Genomic DNA, 20,426 nt, shown 5'->3' with positions numbered 1-20,426 from the left:
GCTGCGACAGCGGATTCGTGCGGTGCGGACTCATCACGGCCCAGGTTAGCGATCCTTTCGCCCACGCCGGGCCCCGCAAGGCCGGGCCCCGCACCGCCAGGCCCCGCACCAGCACCCCTGTTCGCCGGACCCGAGGACGTGTCTCATGCCCCAGCCCGCAGTCCCAGAGGTTCCCCGGCCGAGAGCGGTCCCGGTGGTCGGCCTGCTGGTCCTGGTCGAATTCTGCAGCGGCGTGCTCCAGGGCGGCTTCCCGATCCTGCTGCCGGACGACGTGTCCGGGCTCCACCTCGGCGCCGGCGACGTCAGCCTGGCCCTGGGCGTGGAGTTCCTGGTCGCGGGCGTGGCCGTGCCGCTCGGCTCCAGGCTCGGCGACCTCTACGGGCACCGGCGGCTGCTCCGCGCCACGGTGCTGCTCACCCTGCTCGGCTACCTGCTCACCGCGCTCGCCGGGAGCCTGCCGGTGCTGCTGCTCGCGCGGGTGCTGTCCGGCTTCCTGGCCTGCTGGCTGCCGCTGGAGTTCGCCATCGTCCGGGACACGATCGGCGCCGACCGGGGCGGCCGGGCGATCGGGCTGCTGGTCGGCTCGCTCACCCTGGGCAGCACCCTCGGCGCACTGGTGGTCGGCGGGCTGAGCGCGGCCGGGCTCGGCCCGCAGCCGCTGCTCCGGGGGCTGGCGGTGCTGCCCGCGCTGGCGATGCTGGTGGCCTGGCGCTGGGTGCCGGAATCCGCCACCCGGGCCGGCGGCCGGATCGACTGGACCGGCGCGGCCCTGCTCTCGCTCGGCCTGACCCTGGTGCTGGCCGCCTTGGGCGAGGCCGCCGCCGAACCGTTCACGCTGACCCTGGCGCTGCTGGCGGCCGGCGGCGTGTTCCTGACCCTGTTCGTCCGGCAGGAGCTGCGCGGCGCCGAGCCGATGGTCGACGTCCGGATGCTGGCCCGCCGGGCCACCGCCCCGGTCTTCGCGCTGAGCTTCCTGCTGGGCTGCGCCCTCTACGGCGCCCAGGGCCCGATGCTGACCTTCGAGGCCGCCGACCCGGCCCGGGACGGCTACGGCCTCGGCGTCACCACTCTCGGCCTGGGTCTGCTGGCGCTGCCGCCGACGCTGGGCGCCCTGTTCGGCGCGGTCACCGCCGACCGGCTGGGCCGCCGCTTCGGCGCCCGGACGGTGCTGGCCGGCGCCTTCGGCCTGTGCACCCTCGGCTACGCCGCGATCGGCGTCGCCCACAGCCAGGACTGGCAGGTCGCGGTCCCGGCGGCGGTCTCCGGCTACGGCGCGGGCATCGGCCTCAGCCTGCTGCCGGCGCTGCTGCTGCGCCGGCTGCCGGCCGACCAGACCGGGATCGGCACCGGCATCTACAACACCCTCAAGTCCCTGGCCGGTGCGGTCGCCGGAGCGGCGGCGGCCGCGGTGCTCGACCACTGGCTGCTGCGCGCCGCGGTCCCGACCGAGGGCGGCTACGTGTCCGTCTGGCTGGGCTGCGCGGCGCTGTGCGCGCTGGGCGTGCCGGTCGCGCTGGCGCTGCGCGGAACCGGCCCGGAGCGGTCGGCTACCGCCCCGCAGCCGGTCGGGGCGGCGGCCGGCTGAGCGGTGGGCGGGCAGCGGTGGGCCGGCTCAGCGGTGGGCGGCCGAGCAGCCGGCGGGCTCAGCCCCCGGCGAGCTGCTCGTGCACGGCGGCGAGCTGCGCCAGCGGCTCCGGGCCGAGCGGGCGCAGCACCACGGTGTCGACGCCCGCCGCCCACAGCTCGCGCACGGTGGCGGCGGCCTGCGCGGCCGTGCCGGCGGCCGCGTGGACGGCGTCCAGGGGCCCGGTCAGCCAGGGCGCCTGGACGGCGAGGGCGCGCGGCAGGGCGGCCGGGTCCTCGTCCACGCAGAGGAAGGTGAGCACGTTCAGCCCGGAGGACGCCCGGTCGGCGTCGGCCCGGTCGGCGTCGGTGCGGTCGGCCCGGCCCTTCCCGATGTGGGCGAGGGCGGCGGCGACCTCGTCCGGGCCGTGGCCCTCGTCCATCACCGTGCCGTCGGCGATCCGGCCGGACAGGGCCAGGGTGCGCGGGCCGACGGCGCCGACCACGACCGGCGGCACCACGCGCGGCGGGTGCACCAGCCGCACCGCGTCCAGCCGCACCTCCCGGCCGTGGAGGGTGACCTCCTCGCCGCGCAGCAGTCCGCGCACGGCGGTGACGGTCTCCTCCAGCCTGGCCATGGTGCTGGTCGGCGCGGAGCCGACCTGCGCCATCCACTCGGCCACGCCGTGCCCGATCCCGGCGGTGACCCGGCCGGGGAACATCCGGGCCAGCGCCGCCAGCTCCATCGCCAGCAGCACGGGATTGCGCAGCGGCGCGGGAGCGATCCCGATGCCCAGCCGCAGCCGCCCGGTCGCCGCGAGGGCCGCGCCGACCGAGGACATGGCCCCGGCCCAGCCCAGGTCCTCGACGACCCAGAGCTCCTCCACCCCGAGCTCCTCCACGGCCCGGGCGAACCCGGTCAGCCCCTCGGGCTCCCAGCCGCGGTCGTACATCACAGCGATCCGATGCGTCGTCATGCGGCCACGCTAGGCAGGTCCGACCCGTTGGATCAATGGCCTGCCCGTATCCTCGGACGCATGAGCGAGGTTGTGGGACCGGTGCTGGACCCGGAGGACAAGAAGATCATCACGCTGGCGCGGTCGGCCCGCGCCCGCAACGGCGTGGCCGAGGGCGCGGCGGTGCGCGACGAGACCGGGCGCACCTACGTGGCCGGGACGGTCGACCTGGAGTCGCTGAAGCTCAGCGCACTGCAGACGGCGGTCGCCATGGCGGTGGCCAGCGGTGCCAAGGGCCTGGAGGCGGCGGCCGTGGTCAGCGCGGCCGAGGAGCCGGCGGCGGCGGACCTCGCCGCCGTCCGCGACCTCGGCGGCGCGGGCACCCCGGTGCTGCTGGCGAGGCCGGACGGCACCCTCCGGCTCTCCACCGAGACCGGCTGAGCCCGGCCGCGAACACCGTCGCGGCCCTTGTTTTCCGGGCCGGCCCGGTTAGGGTCGGGGCAGGGACCACGACGACCGGGGGAGCGGAGCCTTGGGGGGCGTAGCGTTTGTCGCGGGCGTCCTGTTCGTGCTCATGGGGATGGGGCACTGGCAGGAGGACCACAACCAGGGCTGGCTCGCGGCCTCGATCATCGTCGCGATCTTCACCGTCTTCGGCGGCCTCGGTGCGCTCTTCAACCGCAAGAAGTGACCGCGGCCCGCGCCGCGGTGCGTCCGACCGCACCGACGAACCGTGCGGCGCCCGCGATAGGGGAGAATGGTCCCCATGAGCTCTCGCCCCACCCAGCAGTCCGCCAAGCCCGCCACCGATGACGCCGCCGCCCCGCAGGGGGGCCTGCCGCACCGGTCGGGCTTCGCCTGCTTCGTCGGGCGGCCCAACGCGGGCAAGTCCACCCTGACCAACGCCCTGGTCGGGACCAAGGTCGCGATCACCTCGGACCGCCCGCAGACCACCCGGCACACGGTGCGCGGGATCGTGCACCGGCCCGAGGCCCAGCTGATCCTGGTGGACACCCCCGGGCTGCACAAGCCGCGCACCCTGCTCGGCGAGCGGCTGAACGACGTGGTCCGCTCCACCTGGGCCGAGGTCGACGTGATCGGCTTCTGCCTGCCCGCCGACCAGAAGCTGGGCCCGGGCGACAAGTTCATCGCCAAGGAGCTCGCGGCGATGAAGCGGACGCCCAAGGTCGCCATCGTCACCAAGACCGACCTGGTCGAGTCCAAGCAGCTCGCCGAGCAGCTGATCGCGATCTCCCAGCTGGGGGCGGAGCTCGGCTTCGAGTGGGCGGAGATCATCCCGGTCTCGGCCGTCAGCGGCGACCAGGTCGAGCTGCTGGCCGACCTGCTGGTGCCGATGCTGCCCGAGGGCCCGAAGTGGTACCCGGAGGGCGACCTCACCGACGAGCCCGAGCAGATCATGGTCGCCGAGCTGATCCGTGAGGCCGCGCTGGAGGGCGTCCGGGACGAGCTCCCGCACTCCCTGGCCGTCGTGGTCGAGGAGATGCTGCTGCGCGAGGGCCGCCCGGAGGGCAAGCCGCTGCTGGACATCCACGCCAATGTCTACATCGAGCGGCAGAGCCAGAAGGCCATCGTGATCGGCTCCAAGGGCGCCCGGCTCAAGCACGTGGGCACGGTCGCCCGCCAGCAGATCGAGGCGCTGCTCGGCACCCCGGTCTACCTGGACCTGCACGTGAAGGTCGCCAAGGACTGGCAGCGGGACCCGAAGCAGCTGCGCAAGCTGGGGTTCTGACCGACCGCGAGCCGCTCCGGCCCCGCCCCGGTCAGCTGTCCACGGACACCGGGGTCCCCTGGCTCAGCACCAGCCCGACCAGGTCGCGCTGGCCGTCCGTCAACTGCGGCTCGGTGCAGTGCACGGTGGCACGCCCGTCCACGGTGATGGCGTAGTGGAAGCCGTCCGGTACGCCGAAGCTGGGCGACCGGGTGCCGGAGCCGAGGACCTCCCTGGCCAGGGCGTGGATGTGAGGGGCATCGGGGCGCCCCTCGGTGTCGAGCGCGGCCTGGCGCTCGACACCGGTGACGCCGCCGTCGCGGGTGACCTGGATACGCATAGTGTCCAGTGTGCTCCGTTGGGTGCGCGCGGCGACAGGGCCGAAACCTTGTCGGTCTCTCAGCCAGGCGTTAATTCCAGGTGGCCGGGGGTGCGGCGCCCGCAAGATCCGTCACACTGGTCACTTCCACCTCGGCCCTGACCCCGACCTCGGCCCAGGCCTCGCGCACCGCCCGGAACTCCGGTCCCTCGCCGTAGCGCTCGCGCGCGGCGCCGGCGGTGGCGGCGGCGAAGGCCGCGAAGTCGGCGGTGGCGGCGAGTGCGCCGCCGGTCAGCACGTCGTACCAGATCTGCCCGGCGCGTTCCCAGGCGTGGCCGCCGAGGGCGGTCGCGGCCAGCTGGAAGGCGCGGTTGGGGATGCCGGAGTTGAGGTGGACCCCGCCGTTGTCGGCGGCCGTGCGGACATAGCCGGCCATGGTGGCCGGCTGCGGGTCCCGGCCCAGGTCCGGGTCGTCGTAGGCGGTTCCCGGGGCCTTCAGCGAGCGCAGCGCGATCCCGTGCACGCCCGGTGCCAGCAACTCGGCGCCGATCAGCCAGTCGGCCTGCTCGGCGGTCTGGCCGAGGGCGTACTGCTTGACCAGCGAGCCGAAGACGTCCGACAGCGACTCGTTGAGCGCCCCGGACTGGCCCCGGTAGTCGAGGTTGGCGGTGTACTGGGTGACGCCGTGCGCCAGTTCGTGGGCGATGACGTCCAGCGAGGCGGTGAAGTCGTTGAAGACCCGGCCGTCGCCGTCGCCGAAGACCATCTGCGAGCCGTTCCAGAAGGCGTTGTCGTAGCGCACGCCGTAGTGGACGGTGGCGACCAGCGGCAGGCCGAGGCCGTCGACGGAGCGGCGGCCGTAGGCGCCGAGGAAGAAGTCGAAGGTGGCGCCGAGTCCCTCGTAGGCCCGGTCGGCCGACTCGTCCGCGATCGGGGCGGAGCCCTCGGCGCGGACGGCGGGGCCCGGCAGCCGGGCGTGGTGCCCGGCGTCGTGGATGGTGCGCTGCGGCGAGGGGGCGGACCCGGGCGCGGTCGGCGGGGCGGCCGGTGGCGGCGCGGGGGCGAGCGTGCGGAGCGCGGTGAGGGCGCGCTGCTCCCGGTTGTGCGCGTCCAGTGCGAGTGATCTCCGGGCCGCCTCGCGGAGGTCCTCCTCGGGTGAGCGGGCCAGGTGCTCCAACATGTGCGGCGGGATGATTCCGCAGAAATGGGGTGAAGGCTGTGGGTGAATTGTCGGCATATCACCCAATGTGTCAGATGTCACTCGTGATCCAGGCCACCGCTGACGGGGTGTCATCGCGGGTGTCACCGCAGGTGGTGACACGGGCGCCGGACAGGCCGTCTCACTGGGCGGGACAACCCCGGTTTCGCTGTGACCGGCCGGGGGGCTGGGCTATGGTGGCCACATCATGCGCATCGGGCTGCTTCTTCTTAGCTGCCGCGGCGAGGGCCTGTAGTTCACACAAGGCCGACTCCCTCGCCGCGGGGACTCGTGCTGTGCGCTTCTCATTGCCGCAGTAGGTCGGCCGTCGGTTTCCGACAGCCCACACCGATCAGGGAGCATGAGAGACATGTCCGACACCCAGCAGCCCGCAGCCGAGCAGCGCCCCTTCGTCGAGCGGCCCACTCCGATCACCGCGGCCTCGGTCCGTCAACAGCCCTCCAGGATGCCGTACCAGCGGTACGTACCCTTCGGCACCATCGACCTGCCGGACCGCACCTGGCCGGGCAAGGTCATCTCCAAGGCCCCGCGCTGGCTGTCCACCGACCTGCGGGACGGCAACCAGGCCCTGATCGACCCGATGTCGCCGGCCCGCAAGCGGGCCATGTTCGACCTGCTGGTGCGGATGGGCTACAAGGAGATCGAGGTCGGCTTCCCCTCCTCCGGTGCGACCGACTTCGACTTCGTGCGCTCCATCATCGAGGAGGGCGCGATCCCCGAGGACGTCACCATCAGCGTGCTGACCCAGGCCCGCGAGGACCTGATCGCCCGCACGGTGGAGTCCCTGATCGGCGCCCCCCGGGCCACCGTCCACCTGTACAACGCCACCTCGCCGCTGTTCCGCCGGGTCGTCTTCAAGGCCTCCAAGGACGACATCAAGCACATCGCGGTGGACGGCACCCGACTGGTGATGGAGTACGCCGAGAAGCTGCTGGGCGAGGACACGGTCTTCGGCTACCAGTACTCGCCGGAGATCTTCATCGACACCGAGCTGGACTACGCGCTGGAGGTCTGCGAGGCGGTGATGGACGTCTGGCAGCCCGGCGAGGGCCGCGAGATCATCCTCAACCTGCCGACCACGGTGGAGCGGTCCACCCCCAACGTCTACGCCGACAAGATCGAGTGGATGTCGCGGAACCTGTCCCGCCGCGAGTTCGTCGCGCTGTCCAGCCACCCCCACAACGACCGGGGCACCGGCGTCGCCTCCGCCGAGCTGGCGCTGATGGCCGGCGCGGACCGGGTCGAGGGCTGCCTGTTCGGCCAGGGCGAGCGCACCGGCAACCTGGACCTGGTCAACGTCGGGATGAACCTGTTCTCCCAGGGCGTCGACCCGATGATCGACTTCTCGGAGATCGACGAGATCCGTCGCACCTACGAGTACTGCAACCAGATGGTCGTGCCGGAGCGCCACCCCTACGCCGGCGACCTGGTCTACACGTCCTTCTCCGGCTCCCACCAGGACGCCATCAAGAAGGGCTTCGACGCGCTGGAGGCCGACGCCGCGGCGGCCGGCCACCCGGTCGGCGAGCACACCTGGGGCGTGCCCTACCTGCCGATCGACCCCAAGGACGTCGGCCGCTCCTACGAGGCCGTGATCCGGGTCAACAGCCAGTCCGGCAAGGGCGGCATCGCCTACGTCCTGAAGAACGACCACAAGCTGGACCTGCCGCGCCGGATGCAGATCGAGTTCTCGAAGATCATCCAGCTGAAGACCGACAGCGAGGGCGGCGAGGTCACCCCGGCGCAGATCTGGTCGGCCTTCGAGGACGAGTACCTGCCCACCCCGGACGCCCCCTGGGGCCGGATCCAGCTGGGCGGCTACCAGATCGGCACCACCCCCGAGGGCAAGGACACCATCGCGGTCGAGGCCGTGGTGGACGGCGCCCCGGTCACCCTGAGCGGCACCGGCGACGGCCCGATCGACGCCTTCTTCGCCTCGCTGGCCGCGATCGGCGTCGACGCCCGACTGCTGGACTACGTCGAGCACACCATGAGCCAGGGCTCCGGCGCCCAGGCCGCCTCCTACTGGGAGTGCGCCGTGGACGGCAAAGTGCTGTGGGGCGTCGGCATCGACACCAGCATCGTCCGGGCCTCGATCAAGGCCGTGGTGAGCGCCGTCAACCGGGCGCAGCGCAACTGACACCAGCAGTTCATCCACTGCTTCCCGGCCCGGGGGACGGCGGTTGAACCCCCGAAACCTGGGTAGTGCACAGGCTCCCCGCCGATCGGCGGGGAGCCTGTGTGTCGTCCGCCACAATTTTCTGATCCACCGGCCGTTCGGGGTACTGACAGGGCGTCAAGGTCGTGGCAGCATCGGTGCAACCGGCAGCGCAGTCGGTGTGGCAGGCAGGGGAGTCGCGCCATGACGCAGCTCGTGGGTGTCAGCGCCCGGTGGCGCACCGACGCACTGGGGGAGTTCTTCTGCCCCGGCTGCGGCGGCGACCGCAACTACCGCCGTCAGCACGGACGCAGATGGGTCCGGCTGCTCGGGCTGCCGGTGCTGCCGCTGGGCGAGGCCGGTGCGAGCCTCCAGTGCACCGCCTGCGCCACCCGCTACGAGCTGGACGCGTTGGAGCGGCCGACCTCGGGCAACCTGCTGGCCATGCTGAGGACCGCGCAGTACACCATCGCGCTGGCGATCCTCGCGGCCGGCGGCACCGGCGTCCGCGCGGCCCGCGAGGCCGCGGTCGGGGTGATCCACGAGGCCGGCTACGCGGAGCTGGACGAGCCGCAGGTGCTGGCCGCGCTCGCGGCGCTGCGCGAGGGCGACGAGGAGCTGTCCGAACTCTACGGCTGCGGCAGCGGCCTGGCGGTGGAGCTGCACACCGCGCTGGAACCGCTGATCCCGCACCTGGCCGGCCCCGGCCTGGAGCACCTGCTGCTGCAGGGCGCCTGGATCGCCCTGGCCGACGGCCCCTACCGGCCGACCGAGCGCGAGGCACTCCGCGCGACCGGCCGCTGCCTGGGTCTGAGCGCCGACCGGATCGACGCCACGCTGACCGCCGCGACGAGGCAGCCGCACTCGTGACCGCCCCGAGGGGCGGTCGGCTGAGGGACAATGGGCCGCATGACCCTCATCCGCGACGACGGCGTGGTGCTCCGGACCCAGAAGCTGGGTGAGGCGGACCGCATCATCACCCTGCTCACCCGCCAGCACGGCCGGGTGCGCGCGGTCGCCCGCGGAGTGCGCCGCACCAAGTCCAAGTTCGGCGCCCGGCTGGAGCCCTTCTCCCATGTCGACGTCCAGTTCTTCTCGCGCGGCGAGGAGATCGTCGGCCGCCATCTGGCGCTCTGCACCCAGGTCGAGACGATCTCGCCGTACGGCGGGCGGATAGTGGCGGACTACCCCAGCTACACCGCCGCCACCGCGATGCTGGAGACCGCCGAGCGGTTCACCGAGAACGAGGGGGAGCCGGCGGTCCAGCAGTACCTGCTGCTGATCGGCGCGCTGCGCACGCTCGCCGCCGGCGAGCACGCCCCCTCGCTGGTCCTGGACGCCTTCCTGCTGCGCTCGCTGTCGGTGAACGGCTACGCGCCGAGCTTCGACGACTGCGCCAAGTGCGGACTGCCCGGACCCAACCGTTTCTTCTCGATCCAGACCGGCGGGGTACTCTGCCACGACTGCCGGGTACCCGGCAGTGTCGTACCCTCCCCTGAGACAATGGAACTGCTGGGGGCGCTGCTCTCCGGCGACTGGGAGACGGCGGACGCCTGCGAGGAACGCCACTGCCGCGAGGGCAGCGGGCTCGTCGCCGCGTACGTCCAATGGCATCTGGAGCGGGGACTGCGGTCCCTGAAGTACGTCGACCGTCTGCCCGGCCCGGTGAGCCGGGCCGGCCGGAGCTAGTGGAGAACCGAAGGCCCATGGCAACTGCACGACGCGGACTGTTCGGCGGCAAGCAGCGCGAGTACCTGCCCCCGCCGCCCCACCCCAGTGGCGCCCAGCCGCCGAAGCTCCTGGGCGAGCTGGTCCCCGAGCACGTCGCGATCGTGATGGACGGCAACGGCCGCTGGGCGAAGGAGCGCGGTCTGCCGCGCACCGAGGGGCACAAGGTCGGCGAGGGGGTCGTCCTCGACGTGCTCAAGGGCTGCCTGGAGCTGGGGGTCAAGAACCTCTCGCTCTACGCCTTCTCCACCGAGAACTGGAAGCGCTCGCCGGAGGAGGTGCGCTTCCTGATGAACTTCAACCGGGACGTGATCCACCGCCGCCGGGACGAGATGCACGCGATGGGCATCCGGGTCCGCTGGGCCGGACGGATGCCCAAGCTGTGGAAGAGCGTCGTCCAGGAGCTCCAGGTCGCCGAGGAGATGACCCGCGACAACGACGCGATGACGCTGTACATGTGCGTCAACTACGGCGGCCGGGCCGAGATCGCGGACGCGGCGGCGGCGCTGGCGGCCGATGTGGCGGCCGGTCGGCTGGACCCGAAGAAGGTCAACGAGAAGACCCTCGCCAAGTACATGTACCACCACGACATGCCGGACGTGGACCTGTTCATCCGCCCCAGCGGCGAGCAGCGGACCTCGAACTTCCTGCTCTGGCAGTCGGCCTACGCGGAGCTGGTGTTCCAGGACGTGCTCTGGCCCGACTTCGACCGCCGGGACCTGTGGCGGGCCTGCGAGGAGTTCGCCTCCCGCGACCGCCGGTACGGCGGGGCGCTGCCCAACGAGACCGGTTCGGCCGCGGTGCTGCCGGAGCAGCCGGTTCGCTGAGCGCCGGGCGGTCGGACCGGTCTCAGGGCCGGTCCCGGCCGGCCTCGGCGGCGGCCGCCGCGCAGTCGGCGCAGGTGCCGAAGATCTCCAGGGTGTGGGCGATGTCCACGAAGCCGTGCTCGCCGGCCACGCCCTCGGCCCAGCGCTCCACGGCCGGGCCCTCCACCTCCACCGTGCGCCCGCAGCGCCGGCACACCAGGTGGTGGTGGTGCCCGCTGCTGCAGCGGCGGTAGACCGCCTCGCCCTCGTCGGTGCGCAGGACGTCGATCTCACCGGCGTCGGCGAGCGACTGGAGGGTGCGGTAGACCGTGGTCAGCCCGACCGAGTCGCCCCGGTGCTTGAGCAGGTCGTGCAGCTCCTGGGCGCTGCGGAAGTCGTCCACCTCGGCGAGCAGCGACGCGACGGCCGTGCGCTGCCGGGTCGACCGTGCGGGGGACGACTGGTTCGCGGGGGACGTCACCGGGTCTCCTCATGCTCTCGAACAGGGGTGGCCTTCGTCGCCATTGTGCCAGCCGGGGCCAGAAGTACGACCAACGTCGGCAAGGCCGGTGCGGCCGCGCCGGGCGCCGGGCCGTGCCGGGGCCCGGTCGGGGGCTCGGTCGCCGTATCCCCGAGCCCAGCGAGTTGAAACCTCGGGCGTGCTGCCCGGTAACCTTGGGTATTCGGTCGTGACATCGGCATGGTTCCGGTGTGCGTCCCGCGTGCAATGAAATCCATCACTGACCGCATTCGTCGTACTGAAGAGAGCACTGTGGCCGCCGACAAGATCGACACCATCGTCAGCCTGAGCAAGCGCCGTGGCTTCGTCTATCCCTGCAGCGAGATCTACGGCGGCCAGAAGGCCGCCTGGGACTACGGTCCGCTGGGTGTCGAGCTGAAGGAGAACATCAAGCGGCAGTGGTGGCGCAACATGGTCACCGGCCGTGAGGACGTGGTCGGCCTCGACTCGTCCGTGATCCTGGCCCGCGAGGTCTGGGAGGCCAGCGGCCACGTCGCGACCTTCAGCGACCCGCTCACCGAGTGCACCTCCTGTCACAAGCGCTACCGCGCGGACCACCTGGAGGAGGCGTACGAGGCCAAGCACGGCCACGTCCCCGCCAACGGGCTGGCCGACATCAACTGCCCGAACTGCGGCAACAAGGGCGGCTTCACCGACCCCAAGCCGATGTCCGGGATGCTGGAGACCCACCTCGGCGCGTTCAACGCCGGCGACCCGGCCGGCCGCGCCTACCTGCGCCCGGAGACGGCCCAGGGCATCTTCGTCAACTTCGCCGCGGTGCAGCAGACCTCGCGCAAGAAGCCGCCGTTCGGCATCGCCCAGACCGGCAAGAGCTTCCGCAACGAGATCACGCCCGGCAACTTCATCTTCCGCACCCGCGAGTTCGAGCAGATGGAGATGGAGTTCTTCGTCAAGCCCGGCGAGGACGACCAGTGGTTCGAGTACTGGAAGCAGGAGCGCTGGAACTGGTACACGGACCTCGGGCTGCGCGAGGAGAACATGCGCTTCTACGAGCACGCCAAGGAGAAGCTCTCGCACTACTCCAAGGCCACCGTGGACATCGAGTACCGCTTCCAGTTCGGCGGCAACGAGTTCGGTGAGCTGGAGGGCATCGCCAACCGCACCGACTACGACCTGACCCAGCACTCGGAGCACTCCGGCCAGGACCTCAAGTACTTCGACCAGGAGTCCAACGAGCGCTGGTTCCCGTACGTCATCGAGCCGGCGGCCGGTGTCAACCGCGCCATGCTGGCGTTCATGCTCGACGCCTACCGTGAGGACGAGGCGCCGAACGCCAAGGGCGTCATGGAGAAGCGCGTCGTGATGCGGCTCGACCCGCGGCTGGCGCCGGTCAAGGTCGCGGTGCTGCCGCTGTCGCGCAACGCCGCGCTCTCGCCCAAGGCCCGCGGCCTGGCGGCGGACCTGCGCAAGCACTGGAACGTCGAGTTCGACGACGCCGGTGCGATCGGCCGCCGCTACCGTCGCCAGGACGAGATCGGCACGCCGTTCTGCATCACGGTCGACTTCGAGACCCTGGACGACAACGCGGTGACCGTGCGCGAGCGCGACACCATGGAGCAGCAGCGGATCTCGCTGGACCAGGTCGAGGGCTTCCTGGCCGGCAAGCTGCTGGGCTGCTGACCAGGCACGACCGAGAATGCCACGGCCGCCCGACGCGCTCTGCGCGCCGGGCGGCCGTGGCGTTCGTCGTTCAGCCGCGCGGCAGGGCGCGCACCGCCAGCCGGGCGCAGAACAGCGCCAGCGGCAGCTCCACCAGCAGCGCCATCGCGAGGGCCGAGGCGACCTCCGCGCCGGGGGCGGAGGTGGTGACGTCGAACCAGGCGTCGCAGACCAGCAGGACCGAGGTCGCCATGGCGGTGAGGCAGCGGCGCGGGTCGCCCCGGCGCAGCAGGACGCCGGTGCTGATCAGCCCGACCGCCTCCAGGCAGTCGAGCCCGACCCAGGCCAGCGACCAGTGCGAGACGGTCGTGGTGGCGGGCAGGGTGGTCGCCAGCACCACCAGCCAGGGCAGCAGCGCCAGGCCCAGGCCGACCAGCAGTCGGGCCGCCCGGTTCGGCCGGGCGGCGGCAGCGGGAACCGGAACCGGAACCGGAACTGCGAGCGGGGCCGGGGCCGGGGCGGGAGCCGTGGCCGCCGGCCGGGGCCGGGCCTGCGGGCGGGCCAGGGGGAGGGTCATCGTCATCGCGACCACCCCGCGCGCACCCGCAGCTGCTCGGTGATCCCGTCCGGGCGGGTCGCCGAGACCCGGTCCCAGCAGCCGTCGGTCAGCGCGATCCAGAACGCCCCGGCGGTGGCGACGGCCTCGGCCGGCCAGGAGCCGGCGTGCTTCCGTTCGAAGGACACGTCCGGTGGCGCCCCGTCCGGTGGCAGGTGCCCCCAGGCGAGGACCGAGGGCCGGCCGTCGCGTTCGCCGCGCCGCGCCCCGCGGAGCACGTCCGCCGCCAACGGCCGGGCGACCAGGACGTCCAGCAACAGCCCGCCGTTGTAGACCTCCAGCGCGACCCGGTCCCGGGTGCCCCGGGCGAACCGCACCGACCACGGCGAGTCCAGCAGGTGCAGCCCCCGCTGGTCCAGGTCCAGCACCAGGTTCGCATTCGACTGACGGTTGTTCATAGAGGTTCCCCCCACAGTGATGGACCCGCTTGCCGGGCCCGTGCATCAGCCTGGCCCAACCGCCCGGCCGAATCAGTAGTGCCGGAAACCGAATCGGGGGTGGTGCCAGCTCCACCCCTAAGGGGAACCAGGGGCCATGGTGGGGAAAGATCATGAGTCCTAGGCTTTCCGGCATGGCAACCACCACCACCGCGGCCCGGCCCGGCCGCGGATCCCCCTGGCGCACCGCCCTGCGGGTGACCTACGCCCCCTTCAGCCGGCGTGCCTGGCGGGACACGGGCTTCCTCGCCGCCGGAGTGCCGCTGGCGCTGCCGGTGGCGGGCGTGGTCACGCTGCTCTCGGTCGACGTCATCGGCTGGGAGCTGCTCGCGGTCTGCGTCGGGCTGCTGCTGGCGCTGCCGCTGCTGACCGGGCTGCAGCGGGACCGGTTCCGCTCCCTGCTGGACCTGGAGATACCCGCCACCGCCGACCGCGAGGGCCGGTGGCTCGGCCCGGGAACGCTGCGCTGGCTGCGCTCCGACACCACCTGGCGGCAGTTCGGCTACCACCTGGTGGCCGGACCGCTGGTCTCCGCAGGCGCGGTGGGCGTCCTCGCCGGCTGGACCGGCGGGCTGGTCTACACGACCGTCTACGGCTGGGCCTGGTTGGCGCCGGAGGGCAGCCTGGTCAACCAGTCGAACGGACGGCCGCAGTACTGGCTGACCGTGTCCGGGCTGCTGCTGCTGTGGCTGACGCCCTGGGTGGCCGCGCTGGTGGTCGCGGTCGACAAGCGGGCCGCCGCCGCGCTGCTCGGCCCCAACCGGGCCCGGGAGCTGCAGCGCAGGGTGGAATCGCTGGCCGAGAGCCGGAGCGAGGTGGTGGACGCCGCCGACGCCGAGCGGCGGCGGATCGAGCGCGACCTCCACGACGGCGCCCAGCAGCGGCTGGTGTCGCTGGCGATGAACCTGGGCCTGGCCAAGCGGATGCTGAAGAACCTCTCGGCCGAGGAGCAGGCGGCGCGAGCCATGGCGGTGATCGACGAGGCGCACCTGGAGGCCCAGGCCGCCATCGTCGAACTGCGCGACCTGGTCCGCGGGCTGCACCCGGCGGTACTGGAGGACCGGGGCCTGGACGCGGCACTGTCCGGCATCGCCGCCCGCGCACCGCTGCCGGTCCGGCTCACCGTGGAACTGCCGCAGCGGGCCGCGCCGGCGGTCGAGGCGGTCGCCTACTTCGTGGTCTCGGAGGCGCTGACCAACATCGCCAAGCACGCCCGCGCCTCGCGGGCCGAGGTCACCGTACGGCAGACTCGCCCACGGCGGACCGACCAACGGCGGACCGACCAAAGGCTGGGCGGCGCCCGGCTGCTGATCACCGTCCGGGACGACGGCATCGGCGGCGCGGACGCGAGCCGGGGCAGCGGGCTCGAAGGCCTCCGGCAGCGCGCCGCCTCCGTGGACGGCACCCTGACCATCACCAGCCCCTCCGGGGGCCCGACCGTTCTGACTGTGGAGTTGCCATGCGAGCTGTGATCGCCGAGGACTCGGTCCTGCTGCGGGTCGGACTGGTCAAGGTCCTGGAGGCGGTCGGCTACGAGGTCGTGGCCGCGGTCGGCGAGGCCGAGGAGCTGCTGACGGTCGTCGCCGGGCTGCGGCCGGACGTGGTGGTGACGGACGTCCGGATGCCGCCCAGCTTCACCGACGAGGGCGTCCGCGCCGCCCTGATGATCCGCCGTCAGTGGCCGGACACGGCGGTGCTGCTGCTCTCCCAGTACGTCGAGGAGCGCTACGCGGTCGACCTGCTGTCCGGCAACACCCGGGGCGTGGGCTACCTGCTCAAGGAGCGGGTCGCCAATGTCGACGACTTCCTCGACGCCCTGGAGCGGGTCGCCGGCGGCGGCACCGCGCTGGACCCGGAGGTGGTCTCCCAGCTGCTGCTGCGGCGGCAGAGCGGCCCGCTGGACTCGCTCACCCCGCGTGAGCGCGAGGTGCTGGGGCGGATGGCCGAGGGGCTGTCCAATGTGGCGATAGCCCAGGCGCTGGTGGTCAGCGAGAGCGCGGTGGCGAAGCACATCAACAGCATCTTCACCAAGCTCCGGCTCTCCCCGACCGAGGGCGAGCACCGTCGGGTGATGGCCGTGCTGCGCTTCCTGGACAACACGTGAACCGGCGGCGGGGCTGGCAGGCGCTGGCGCTGACCACCGGCCTGGTGGTGGCGCTGGCCAGCAGCCTGCTGTGGCTGCGCGGCGTGGTGCAGCAGCAGTACGACCACACCGCCGTCTACCGGCAGCAGCTGACCGCACTGACCGTCGACGCGACCTCCGCCGAGATCGAGATCGACCAGGGACCGGTCGGCCAGGTCACCGTGGACCAGCAGCTGACCTGGACCACCACCCGGCCCACGGTGGAGATCGACCACGCCCCCGGCAGCATGCGGATCGTCGTCCAGTGCAACGACTACGGCCCGATCTCCTCCTTCGGCTGCGGGGTCCAGCTGCGGATCGAGGTGCCGCCGACGGCCTCGGTGACCGCGAACTCGGACTCCGGGCAGCTCACCGCCCGGCAGCTGACCGGACCGCTCAACCTCCAGTCCGACTCCGGCGACATCGAACTCGACGGGGTCAGCGGCCGGGTGCAGGTGCTGACCACCTCGGGCCCGATCAACGGCAACCGGCTGCTGAGCACCGACGTCGACGCGGAGAGCAGCTCGGGCCCGATCGACCTGGGCTTCGCCGGGGCGCCGCTGCGGGTGCGGGCGAAGACCACCTCGGGCCCGATCGAGCTGGACCTGCCGCCGGGCAGCCACTACCGGGTCAGCGGCGGCTCCACCTCCGGCCCGCGCGACGTCCAGAACGGGCTGGCCGACCCCTCGGCGCCCGGCTCCGTCAGGGCCGACAGCACCTCGGGCCCGGTCGACATCACCTGACGTCCGTTCCCGCCGCCGCTGCGGCCAGCCGGGCGCGGGCCTCCATCAGGGCGAAGCCCAGCAGGTTGCGGCCGCGCCACCGGGCCGGGTCGGTGGCGCGCTCGTCGGCCGCGCCCAGGCCGATGCCCCAGACCCGGTCGCGCGGGCTGGCCTCGACCAGCACCCGGTTGCCGGTGCCCAGCAGGTAGGCCCGCAGGGCCGGGTCCTGGCCGAACTTGGCCACGTTGCCGCGCACCACCAGCTCGGAGCGGGCGGCGTCCCAGCCGGCCTCGTCGAAGCCGCGTACCAGCCGGCCCAGGTTCTTGGCCTGGGCGGGCGTCCGGGCGGCGAGTATCGGCTCCACCGCGGCCTCGTCGCCGAACAGCCGGGCCTTGCCGGCCATCATCCAGTGCTCGGCGGTCGGGTAGCCGACCCCGTCCACGGTGAACGGCGAGGGCCACCACTGGCTGAGCGAGCCCGGGCCGATGCTGCCGTCCCGCTGCGGCTGGTGGCCCCAGAACATCAGCCACTTCGGGGTGGCCCCGGCGGCGGTCAGCGCCGCCAGCTCCTCCCGGCTGCGGGTCCGGGCCGGGTGCGGACGTGGGTTCGGGATCTCGGTCATGGGCCGATCCTGGCAGCCGTCACTGACAGCGGACCAGCGGATTTCGCCGGCGCGCGCCGAGGGCCCGGTCCCCCGGCCGGGGGACCGGGCCCTCGGGCCGGGCAGTGTCAGGTGTGGTGCACCGGCGACAGCGGGTCGCCGTGGTGCTCGTGTCCGGGGGTGAACCTGGGAGTGGCCCAGGAGTCGCGCACCGGGTTCATCGGGTCGAGGTCGGGAACCGGCTCCTTCTCCTTCCGGCGCGACCCGAGGACGAACGCGCCGATCAGGGCCGCGACGATGACCAGGCCGACCACGGCGCCGATCACGGTCGCTCCGGTGCTCGAAATGTTTGCGGCGAGGAGGAACATGGAGGACTCCCATCCCTGCGGAGTGCTTCCCGTCGTCTCGGTCCAATCCGAGGCGACCACGGATTTCCTCCAGCGTGTGCCTTTTGTCGGGTTTGGGCAAGCCCATCACCCTGCGCAGCGGTGCGGGCCTGCGCCATAGTGACGGTCATGGCTACCCGCGTACGGCATGTGACGATCGACTGCGCCGACCCCTACACCCTCGGCAGCTTCTGGGCCCAGGTCCTGGAGGTCCCGCTGGGCGAGGAGGACGAGCCCGGCGACCCCGAGGCCCTGGTCGACGCGCCCGGCGCGTCGCTGCTCTTCATCGCGGTGCCCGAGGCCAAGGCGGTGAAGAACCGGCTCCACCTCGACCTCCAGCCGGAGGACCGGAGCCGGGACGAGGAGGTCGTCCGGCTGCTGGCGCTCGGCGCGGTGCTGGTGGACGACCAGCGGCGACCCGACGGCACCGGCTGGGCGGTCCTCGCTGACATCGAGGGCAACGAGTTCTGCGTCGAACGCAGCGCCGCCGAACGCGGCTAGCGCGGGCGCGGCCCAGGGGTGGCCACCGCCGGGGCTGTGACTAGCGGTCACAGGATGAATGCCTGCCTGGTTGGCCGGCCGGGACCGGCCCAGGATGGCGGCACCGGGCGGGTCCGATCCCGCCGGCGCCGTGCCCTGCGGGGCCGGCCCCCGCCGCGCTCCAGAGGTTGTGATTCGCTTGAGCAGCATCTCCGAGGCACCGGTCGAACCGGTCGCCGCCGAGGCCGACAGCTACGACCGGCTCCGCTACGCGGGGGTCTTCGTCCTGCTCTTCCTCTTCGGGACGGAGACCTTCCTGGTGTCGCCGCTGCTGCCGACGATCGCCGCCAGCATCCATGTCAGCAAGGCCGCCGCCGCCACCAGCGTCACCGCGTACGTCCTGGTCTACGCCTTCAGCGCGCCCTTCCTGGGGCTGCTCAGCGACCGGTTCGGCCGCCGTCGGACGCTGCTCGCCGGGGCCGCGCTGTTCGTGCTGTCCAACGCGGCGGCGGCGCTCGCCTCCGGGCTGCTGCTGCTGGTGGCCGCGCGGGCCGTGGCCGGTCTGGCCGCCGCGGCCGCCGGACCGGCCATCTGGGCCCATATCGCGGAGACCGTGCCGGACCGGGTGCGCGGCCGGGCGCTCGGATTCGGTATGGCGCTGTTCTCCTGCGGCCAGGTGATCGGCGTACCGCTCGGGGGTTTCCTGGCCGGGCTGGCCGGCTGGCGCTCGGCCTTCCTGGCGCTGGCGATCGGCACCGCCGCCACCCTGCCGCTGCTGTTCCGCCAGGTGGCGGCGCGGCCCCCGGCCGCCGCCCCGGAGCCGGGGACGGAGCCGGGCACGGACCCGGGGTCGCGGCCCGCGCGGACCGGGGCGGTGCGCGCGATCGTGGCCGGCTGGGCCGATCCCGCGCTGCGCCGGGCGCTGCTGGTCAACCTGGTCTTCCACACCGCCAACCTGGGGGCGTACACCTTCCTCGGGGTGCTGCTGGCCCAGCGGTTCCGGCTGACGGTGACCGAGCTCGGCCTGGTCGGCATCCTGGTCGGGGCGGGCAGCGTGGTCGGCTCGATGGCCGGCGGACGGCTGGGCGACCGGGCGCGGGCGGCCGGCCGGGAGCGGCCGGGGCTGCCGCTGCGCTGGGGCGTGCTGCTGGCGGCCGGCATCGCGCTGACCGCGGAGAGCCCGTGGCTGGTCCTCGCCCTGGTCGGGGTGGCGGTCTGGTTCCTGGCCAGCGGCGGCTTCGTGATCGACCAGCAGCTGCTCACCGGCAGCGTCGCGCCCGAGCTGCGGGCCACCTCCAACGCCTGGCTGACCTCCACCATGTACGCCGGAACCGGCCTCGGGGCCTGGGTGGTGGGCTCCTTCACCGACGTCTCGACCGGGGTGCTGACGATCGGCCTGGCCTTCGGCCTCCTCGCCGCGGCCGGCTCCCTGCTGACCGGTCGCGGCCTGCGGCGCGCCGAGGCGGCCGGGCCGGTGCCGAGCTGAGCCGGTGCCGAGCCGGCTGAGCCGGTGCCGAGCTGGGCGGGCGCCGGCCCGGCCGGGTCAGCCGGCCTGCCGGTCGGCGTCGCACGGTCCGACCGCGCGCAGCGGGTGCTGGGTGAGGTCGGCCAGTCGGCGCCGGTCCTCCTCGGCGAGCGGGGTGAACAGCAGGACCAGCGCCGAGGGGTCGTCGACTGGGCGGAACGAGGAGAGCGTCAGCCGGATCGGGCCCGGGCCGCCCACCGGGTCGACGGTGACCCGGCGGGCGGTCAGCTCCGCCACCGAGTGGCAGCCCCACCAGTGGCTGAGCTCAGGGGCGTCCTCGTCCAGCCGGCGGTAGACCTCCTCGGTCCGGGTGTCGGCGCGGGAGAGCCCGGCCTGGGCCCGGAAGTACTGGAAGACGTTCATGGCCAGCGGCTGCCAGTCCGGCAGCACCCGGCGCAGCCGCCGGTCCGCCGCCATGATCCAGAGCAGGTTGCGGCGGTCCGCGGGCAGCACGTCCGGCGCCCCCCAGAGCGCGCTCCAGGGGGCGTTCCAGCCGAGCAGGTCGAAGTGCCGGTCCACCAGTACGGCCGGGGTGGCCGGCCAGGCGTCGAGCACCGGCTGCACCGAGGCGGCCAGCTCGTCGGCGCAGGCCTCGTCGGCCAGGCCGACCGGCTCGTGGTGCCCGGCCAGCCGCATGGCGTGGCGGAGCCCGGCCGGGTCCAGCCGCAGCGCCCGCGCGACCGCCTCCAGCACCTGCCGGGAGGCGGTCACCCGGCCCTGCTCCAGCCAGGTGTACCAGGCCAGTCCGACGCCGGAGAGCGAGGCCACCTCCTCCCGGCGCAGCCCGGGGGTGCGTCGGCGCTCGGTCGCGCTCAGCCCGACGTCGGACGGCTGCAGCCGCTCCCGGTGGGCCCGGAGAAAGGACCCCAACTCCTGACTGACAAGGGGACCTGGCATGGTGCTCGCCTCCTGGGTACGG

At 73.1% G+C, this 20,426-nt stretch carries 23 protein-coding genes; 14 read left to right on the top strand and 9 right to left on the bottom strand.

All coding sequences use genetic code 11. The features are described 5' to 3' along the window. Positions 1–145: 145 nt before the first annotated feature. Positions 146–1,585, top strand: coding sequence for an MFS transporter (locus BS75_RS11465; protein WP_042436935.1), 1,440 nt, complete (start codon positions 146–148; stop codon positions 1,583–1,585). A gap of 58 nt (positions 1,586–1,643) precedes the next feature. Here the strand turns inward: BS75_RS11465 and BS75_RS11460 are convergent, their stop codons facing one another. Beyond that, a complete protein-coding gene (locus BS75_RS11460) occupies positions 1,644–2,540 on the bottom strand; it encodes an LLM class flavin-dependent oxidoreductase (protein ID WP_034088151.1) in 897 nt (298 codons plus the stop codon). A 60-nt stretch (positions 2,541–2,600) separates the two neighbouring features. Between BS75_RS11460 and BS75_RS11455 the strand changes: the two genes are divergently transcribed. The 3 genes from BS75_RS11455 (at position 2,601) to era (ending at position 4,269) form a co-directional block, all read left to right on the top strand. Continuing rightward, the gene (locus BS75_RS11455) at positions 2,601–2,960 is read left to right on the top strand and encodes a cytidine deaminase (RefSeq protein WP_034088150.1); all 360 of its coding nucleotides are present in this window, start codon (positions 2,601–2,603) and stop codon (positions 2,958–2,960) included. A gap of 91 nt (positions 2,961–3,051) precedes the next feature. Continuing rightward, the gene (locus BS75_RS48060) at positions 3,052–3,210 is read left to right on the top strand and encodes a hypothetical protein (RefSeq protein ID WP_156164243.1); all 159 of its coding nucleotides are present in this window, start codon (positions 3,052–3,054) and stop codon (positions 3,208–3,210) included. Positions 3,211–3,276: 66 nt separating this feature from the next. After that, positions 3,277–4,269, top strand: coding sequence for a GTPase Era (gene era, locus BS75_RS11450; RefSeq protein ID WP_042436939.1), 993 nt, complete (start codon positions 3,277–3,279; stop codon positions 4,267–4,269). Positions 4,270–4,300: 31 nt separating this feature from the next. Here era and BS75_RS11445 read toward each other — a convergent pair whose 3' ends face one another. Next, the gene (locus tag BS75_RS11445) at positions 4,301–4,588 is read right to left on the bottom strand and encodes a protealysin inhibitor emfourin (protein WP_034088148.1); all 288 of its coding nucleotides are present in this window, start codon (positions 4,586–4,588) and stop codon (positions 4,301–4,303) included. 70 nt (positions 4,589–4,658) lie between these two features. Further along, entirely contained in the window at positions 4,659–5,804 is a 1,146-nt protein-coding gene (locus BS75_RS11440) for a M4 family metallopeptidase (RefSeq protein ID WP_042436942.1), read from the bottom strand. A 331-nt stretch (positions 5,805–6,135) separates the two neighbouring features. On the opposite strand from BS75_RS11440, the gene leuA reads away from it, so the two are divergent. From leuA to BS75_RS11420, 4 genes are all read left to right on the top strand, one after another. Then, positions 6,136–7,926 carry a 2-isopropylmalate synthase gene (leuA, locus tag BS75_RS11435; RefSeq protein ID WP_034088147.1) on the top strand — a complete coding sequence of 597 codons (1,791 nt, stop codon included), beginning with the start codon at positions 6,136–6,138 and terminating at the stop codon, positions 7,924–7,926. Between the two features lie 222 nt (positions 7,927–8,148). Further along, on the top strand, positions 8,149–8,814 hold the full coding sequence (locus tag BS75_RS11430) for a hypothetical protein (RefSeq protein WP_034088146.1): 666 nt from the start codon (positions 8,149–8,151) through the stop codon (positions 8,812–8,814). Positions 8,815–8,853: 39 nt separating this feature from the next. Further along, complete coding sequence (recO, locus tag BS75_RS11425) at positions 8,854–9,633, top strand: DNA repair protein RecO (protein ID WP_034092841.1); 780 nt, start codon at positions 8,854–8,856, stop codon at positions 9,631–9,633. A gap of 17 nt (positions 9,634–9,650) precedes the next feature. Next, complete coding sequence (locus BS75_RS11420; RefSeq protein WP_034088145.1) at positions 9,651–10,499, top strand: isoprenyl transferase; 849 nt, start codon at positions 9,651–9,653, stop codon at positions 10,497–10,499. Positions 10,500–10,521: 22 nt separating this feature from the next. Here the strand turns inward: BS75_RS11420 and BS75_RS11415 are convergent, their stop codons facing one another. After that, on the bottom strand, positions 10,522–10,959 hold the full coding sequence (locus BS75_RS11415) for a Fur family transcriptional regulator (RefSeq protein ID WP_034088144.1): 438 nt from the start codon (positions 10,957–10,959) through the stop codon (positions 10,522–10,524). 291 nt (positions 10,960–11,250) lie between these two features. Here BS75_RS11415 and BS75_RS11410 point away from each other — a divergent pair, with 291 nt between their 5' ends. Beyond that, positions 11,251–12,639, top strand: a complete 1,389-nt coding sequence (locus tag BS75_RS11410; RefSeq protein WP_034088143.1) for a glycine--tRNA ligase — start codon at positions 11,251–11,253, stop codon at positions 12,637–12,639. A gap of 70 nt (positions 12,640–12,709) precedes the next feature. On the opposite strand, the gene BS75_RS50210 is transcribed toward BS75_RS11410, so the two are convergent. After that, positions 12,710–13,201 carry a hypothetical protein gene (locus tag BS75_RS50210; RefSeq protein ID WP_152645625.1) on the bottom strand — a complete coding sequence of 164 codons (492 nt, stop codon included), beginning with the start codon at positions 13,199–13,201 and terminating at the stop codon, positions 12,710–12,712. Next, positions 13,198–13,632, bottom strand: coding sequence for a hypothetical protein (locus BS75_RS11400; protein ID WP_034088142.1), 435 nt, complete (start codon positions 13,630–13,632; stop codon positions 13,198–13,200). Before BS75_RS11400 ends, BS75_RS50210 begins: the two co-directional genes overlap by 4 nt. A gap of 173 nt (positions 13,633–13,805) precedes the next feature. Here BS75_RS11400 and BS75_RS11395 point away from each other — a divergent pair, with 173 nt between their 5' ends. From BS75_RS11395 to BS75_RS44165, 3 genes are read left to right on the top strand one after another with little or no spacing between them, the layout of a single operon-like run. Further along, on the top strand, positions 13,806–15,143 hold the full coding sequence (locus tag BS75_RS11395; RefSeq protein WP_081982254.1) for a sensor histidine kinase: 1,338 nt from the start codon (positions 13,806–13,808) through the stop codon (positions 15,141–15,143). Then, positions 15,131–15,775, top strand: coding sequence for a response regulator transcription factor (locus BS75_RS11390; protein ID WP_034088141.1), 645 nt, complete (start codon positions 15,131–15,133; stop codon positions 15,773–15,775). The genes BS75_RS11395 and BS75_RS11390 overlap by 13 nt, the downstream gene beginning before the upstream one ends. Further along, positions 15,772–16,536: a DUF4097 family beta strand repeat-containing protein gene (locus BS75_RS44165; RefSeq protein ID WP_052069352.1), complete on the top strand. Its 765-nt coding sequence runs from the start codon at positions 15,772–15,774 to the stop codon at positions 16,534–16,536. The genes BS75_RS11390 and BS75_RS44165 overlap by 4 nt, the downstream gene beginning before the upstream one ends. Here BS75_RS44165 and BS75_RS11380 read toward each other — a convergent pair. Both BS75_RS11380 and BS75_RS11375 read right to left on the bottom strand, forming a co-directional pair. Beyond that, the gene (locus tag BS75_RS11380; protein WP_042436945.1) at positions 16,529–17,137 is read right to left on the bottom strand and encodes an NADAR family protein; all 609 of its coding nucleotides are present in this window, start codon (positions 17,135–17,137) and stop codon (positions 16,529–16,531) included. The genes BS75_RS44165 and BS75_RS11380 overlap by 8 nt on opposite strands. A gap of 107 nt (positions 17,138–17,244) precedes the next feature. Continuing rightward, on the bottom strand, positions 17,245–17,484 hold the full coding sequence (locus tag BS75_RS11375) for a DUF6479 family protein (RefSeq protein WP_034088140.1): 240 nt from the start codon (positions 17,482–17,484) through the stop codon (positions 17,245–17,247). Positions 17,485–17,631: 147 nt separating this feature from the next. Here BS75_RS11375 and BS75_RS11370 point away from each other — a divergent pair, with 147 nt between their 5' ends. Both BS75_RS11370 and BS75_RS11365 read left to right on the top strand, forming a co-directional pair. Continuing rightward, a complete protein-coding gene (locus tag BS75_RS11370; RefSeq protein ID WP_034088139.1) occupies positions 17,632–18,003 on the top strand; it encodes a VOC family protein in 372 nt (123 codons plus the stop codon). Between the two features lie 178 nt (positions 18,004–18,181). Further along, positions 18,182–19,468 carry an MFS transporter gene (locus BS75_RS11365; protein WP_052069351.1) on the top strand — a complete coding sequence of 429 codons (1,287 nt, stop codon included), beginning with the start codon at positions 18,182–18,184 and terminating at the stop codon, positions 19,466–19,468. Between the two features lie 57 nt (positions 19,469–19,525). Here the strand turns inward: BS75_RS11365 and BS75_RS11360 are convergent, their stop codons facing one another. After that, positions 19,526–20,404, bottom strand: coding sequence for a helix-turn-helix domain-containing protein (locus BS75_RS11360; protein ID WP_042436948.1), 879 nt, complete (start codon positions 20,402–20,404; stop codon positions 19,526–19,528). Positions 20,405–20,426 lie beyond the last annotated feature (22 nt).

This window comes from Streptacidiphilus albus JL83, assembly GCF_000744705.1.
Taxonomy (GTDB): Bacteria; Actinomycetota; Actinomycetes; order Streptomycetales; family Streptomycetaceae; genus Streptacidiphilus; species Streptacidiphilus albus.
This window is presented reverse-complemented; position numbering and strand designations above follow the sequence as displayed.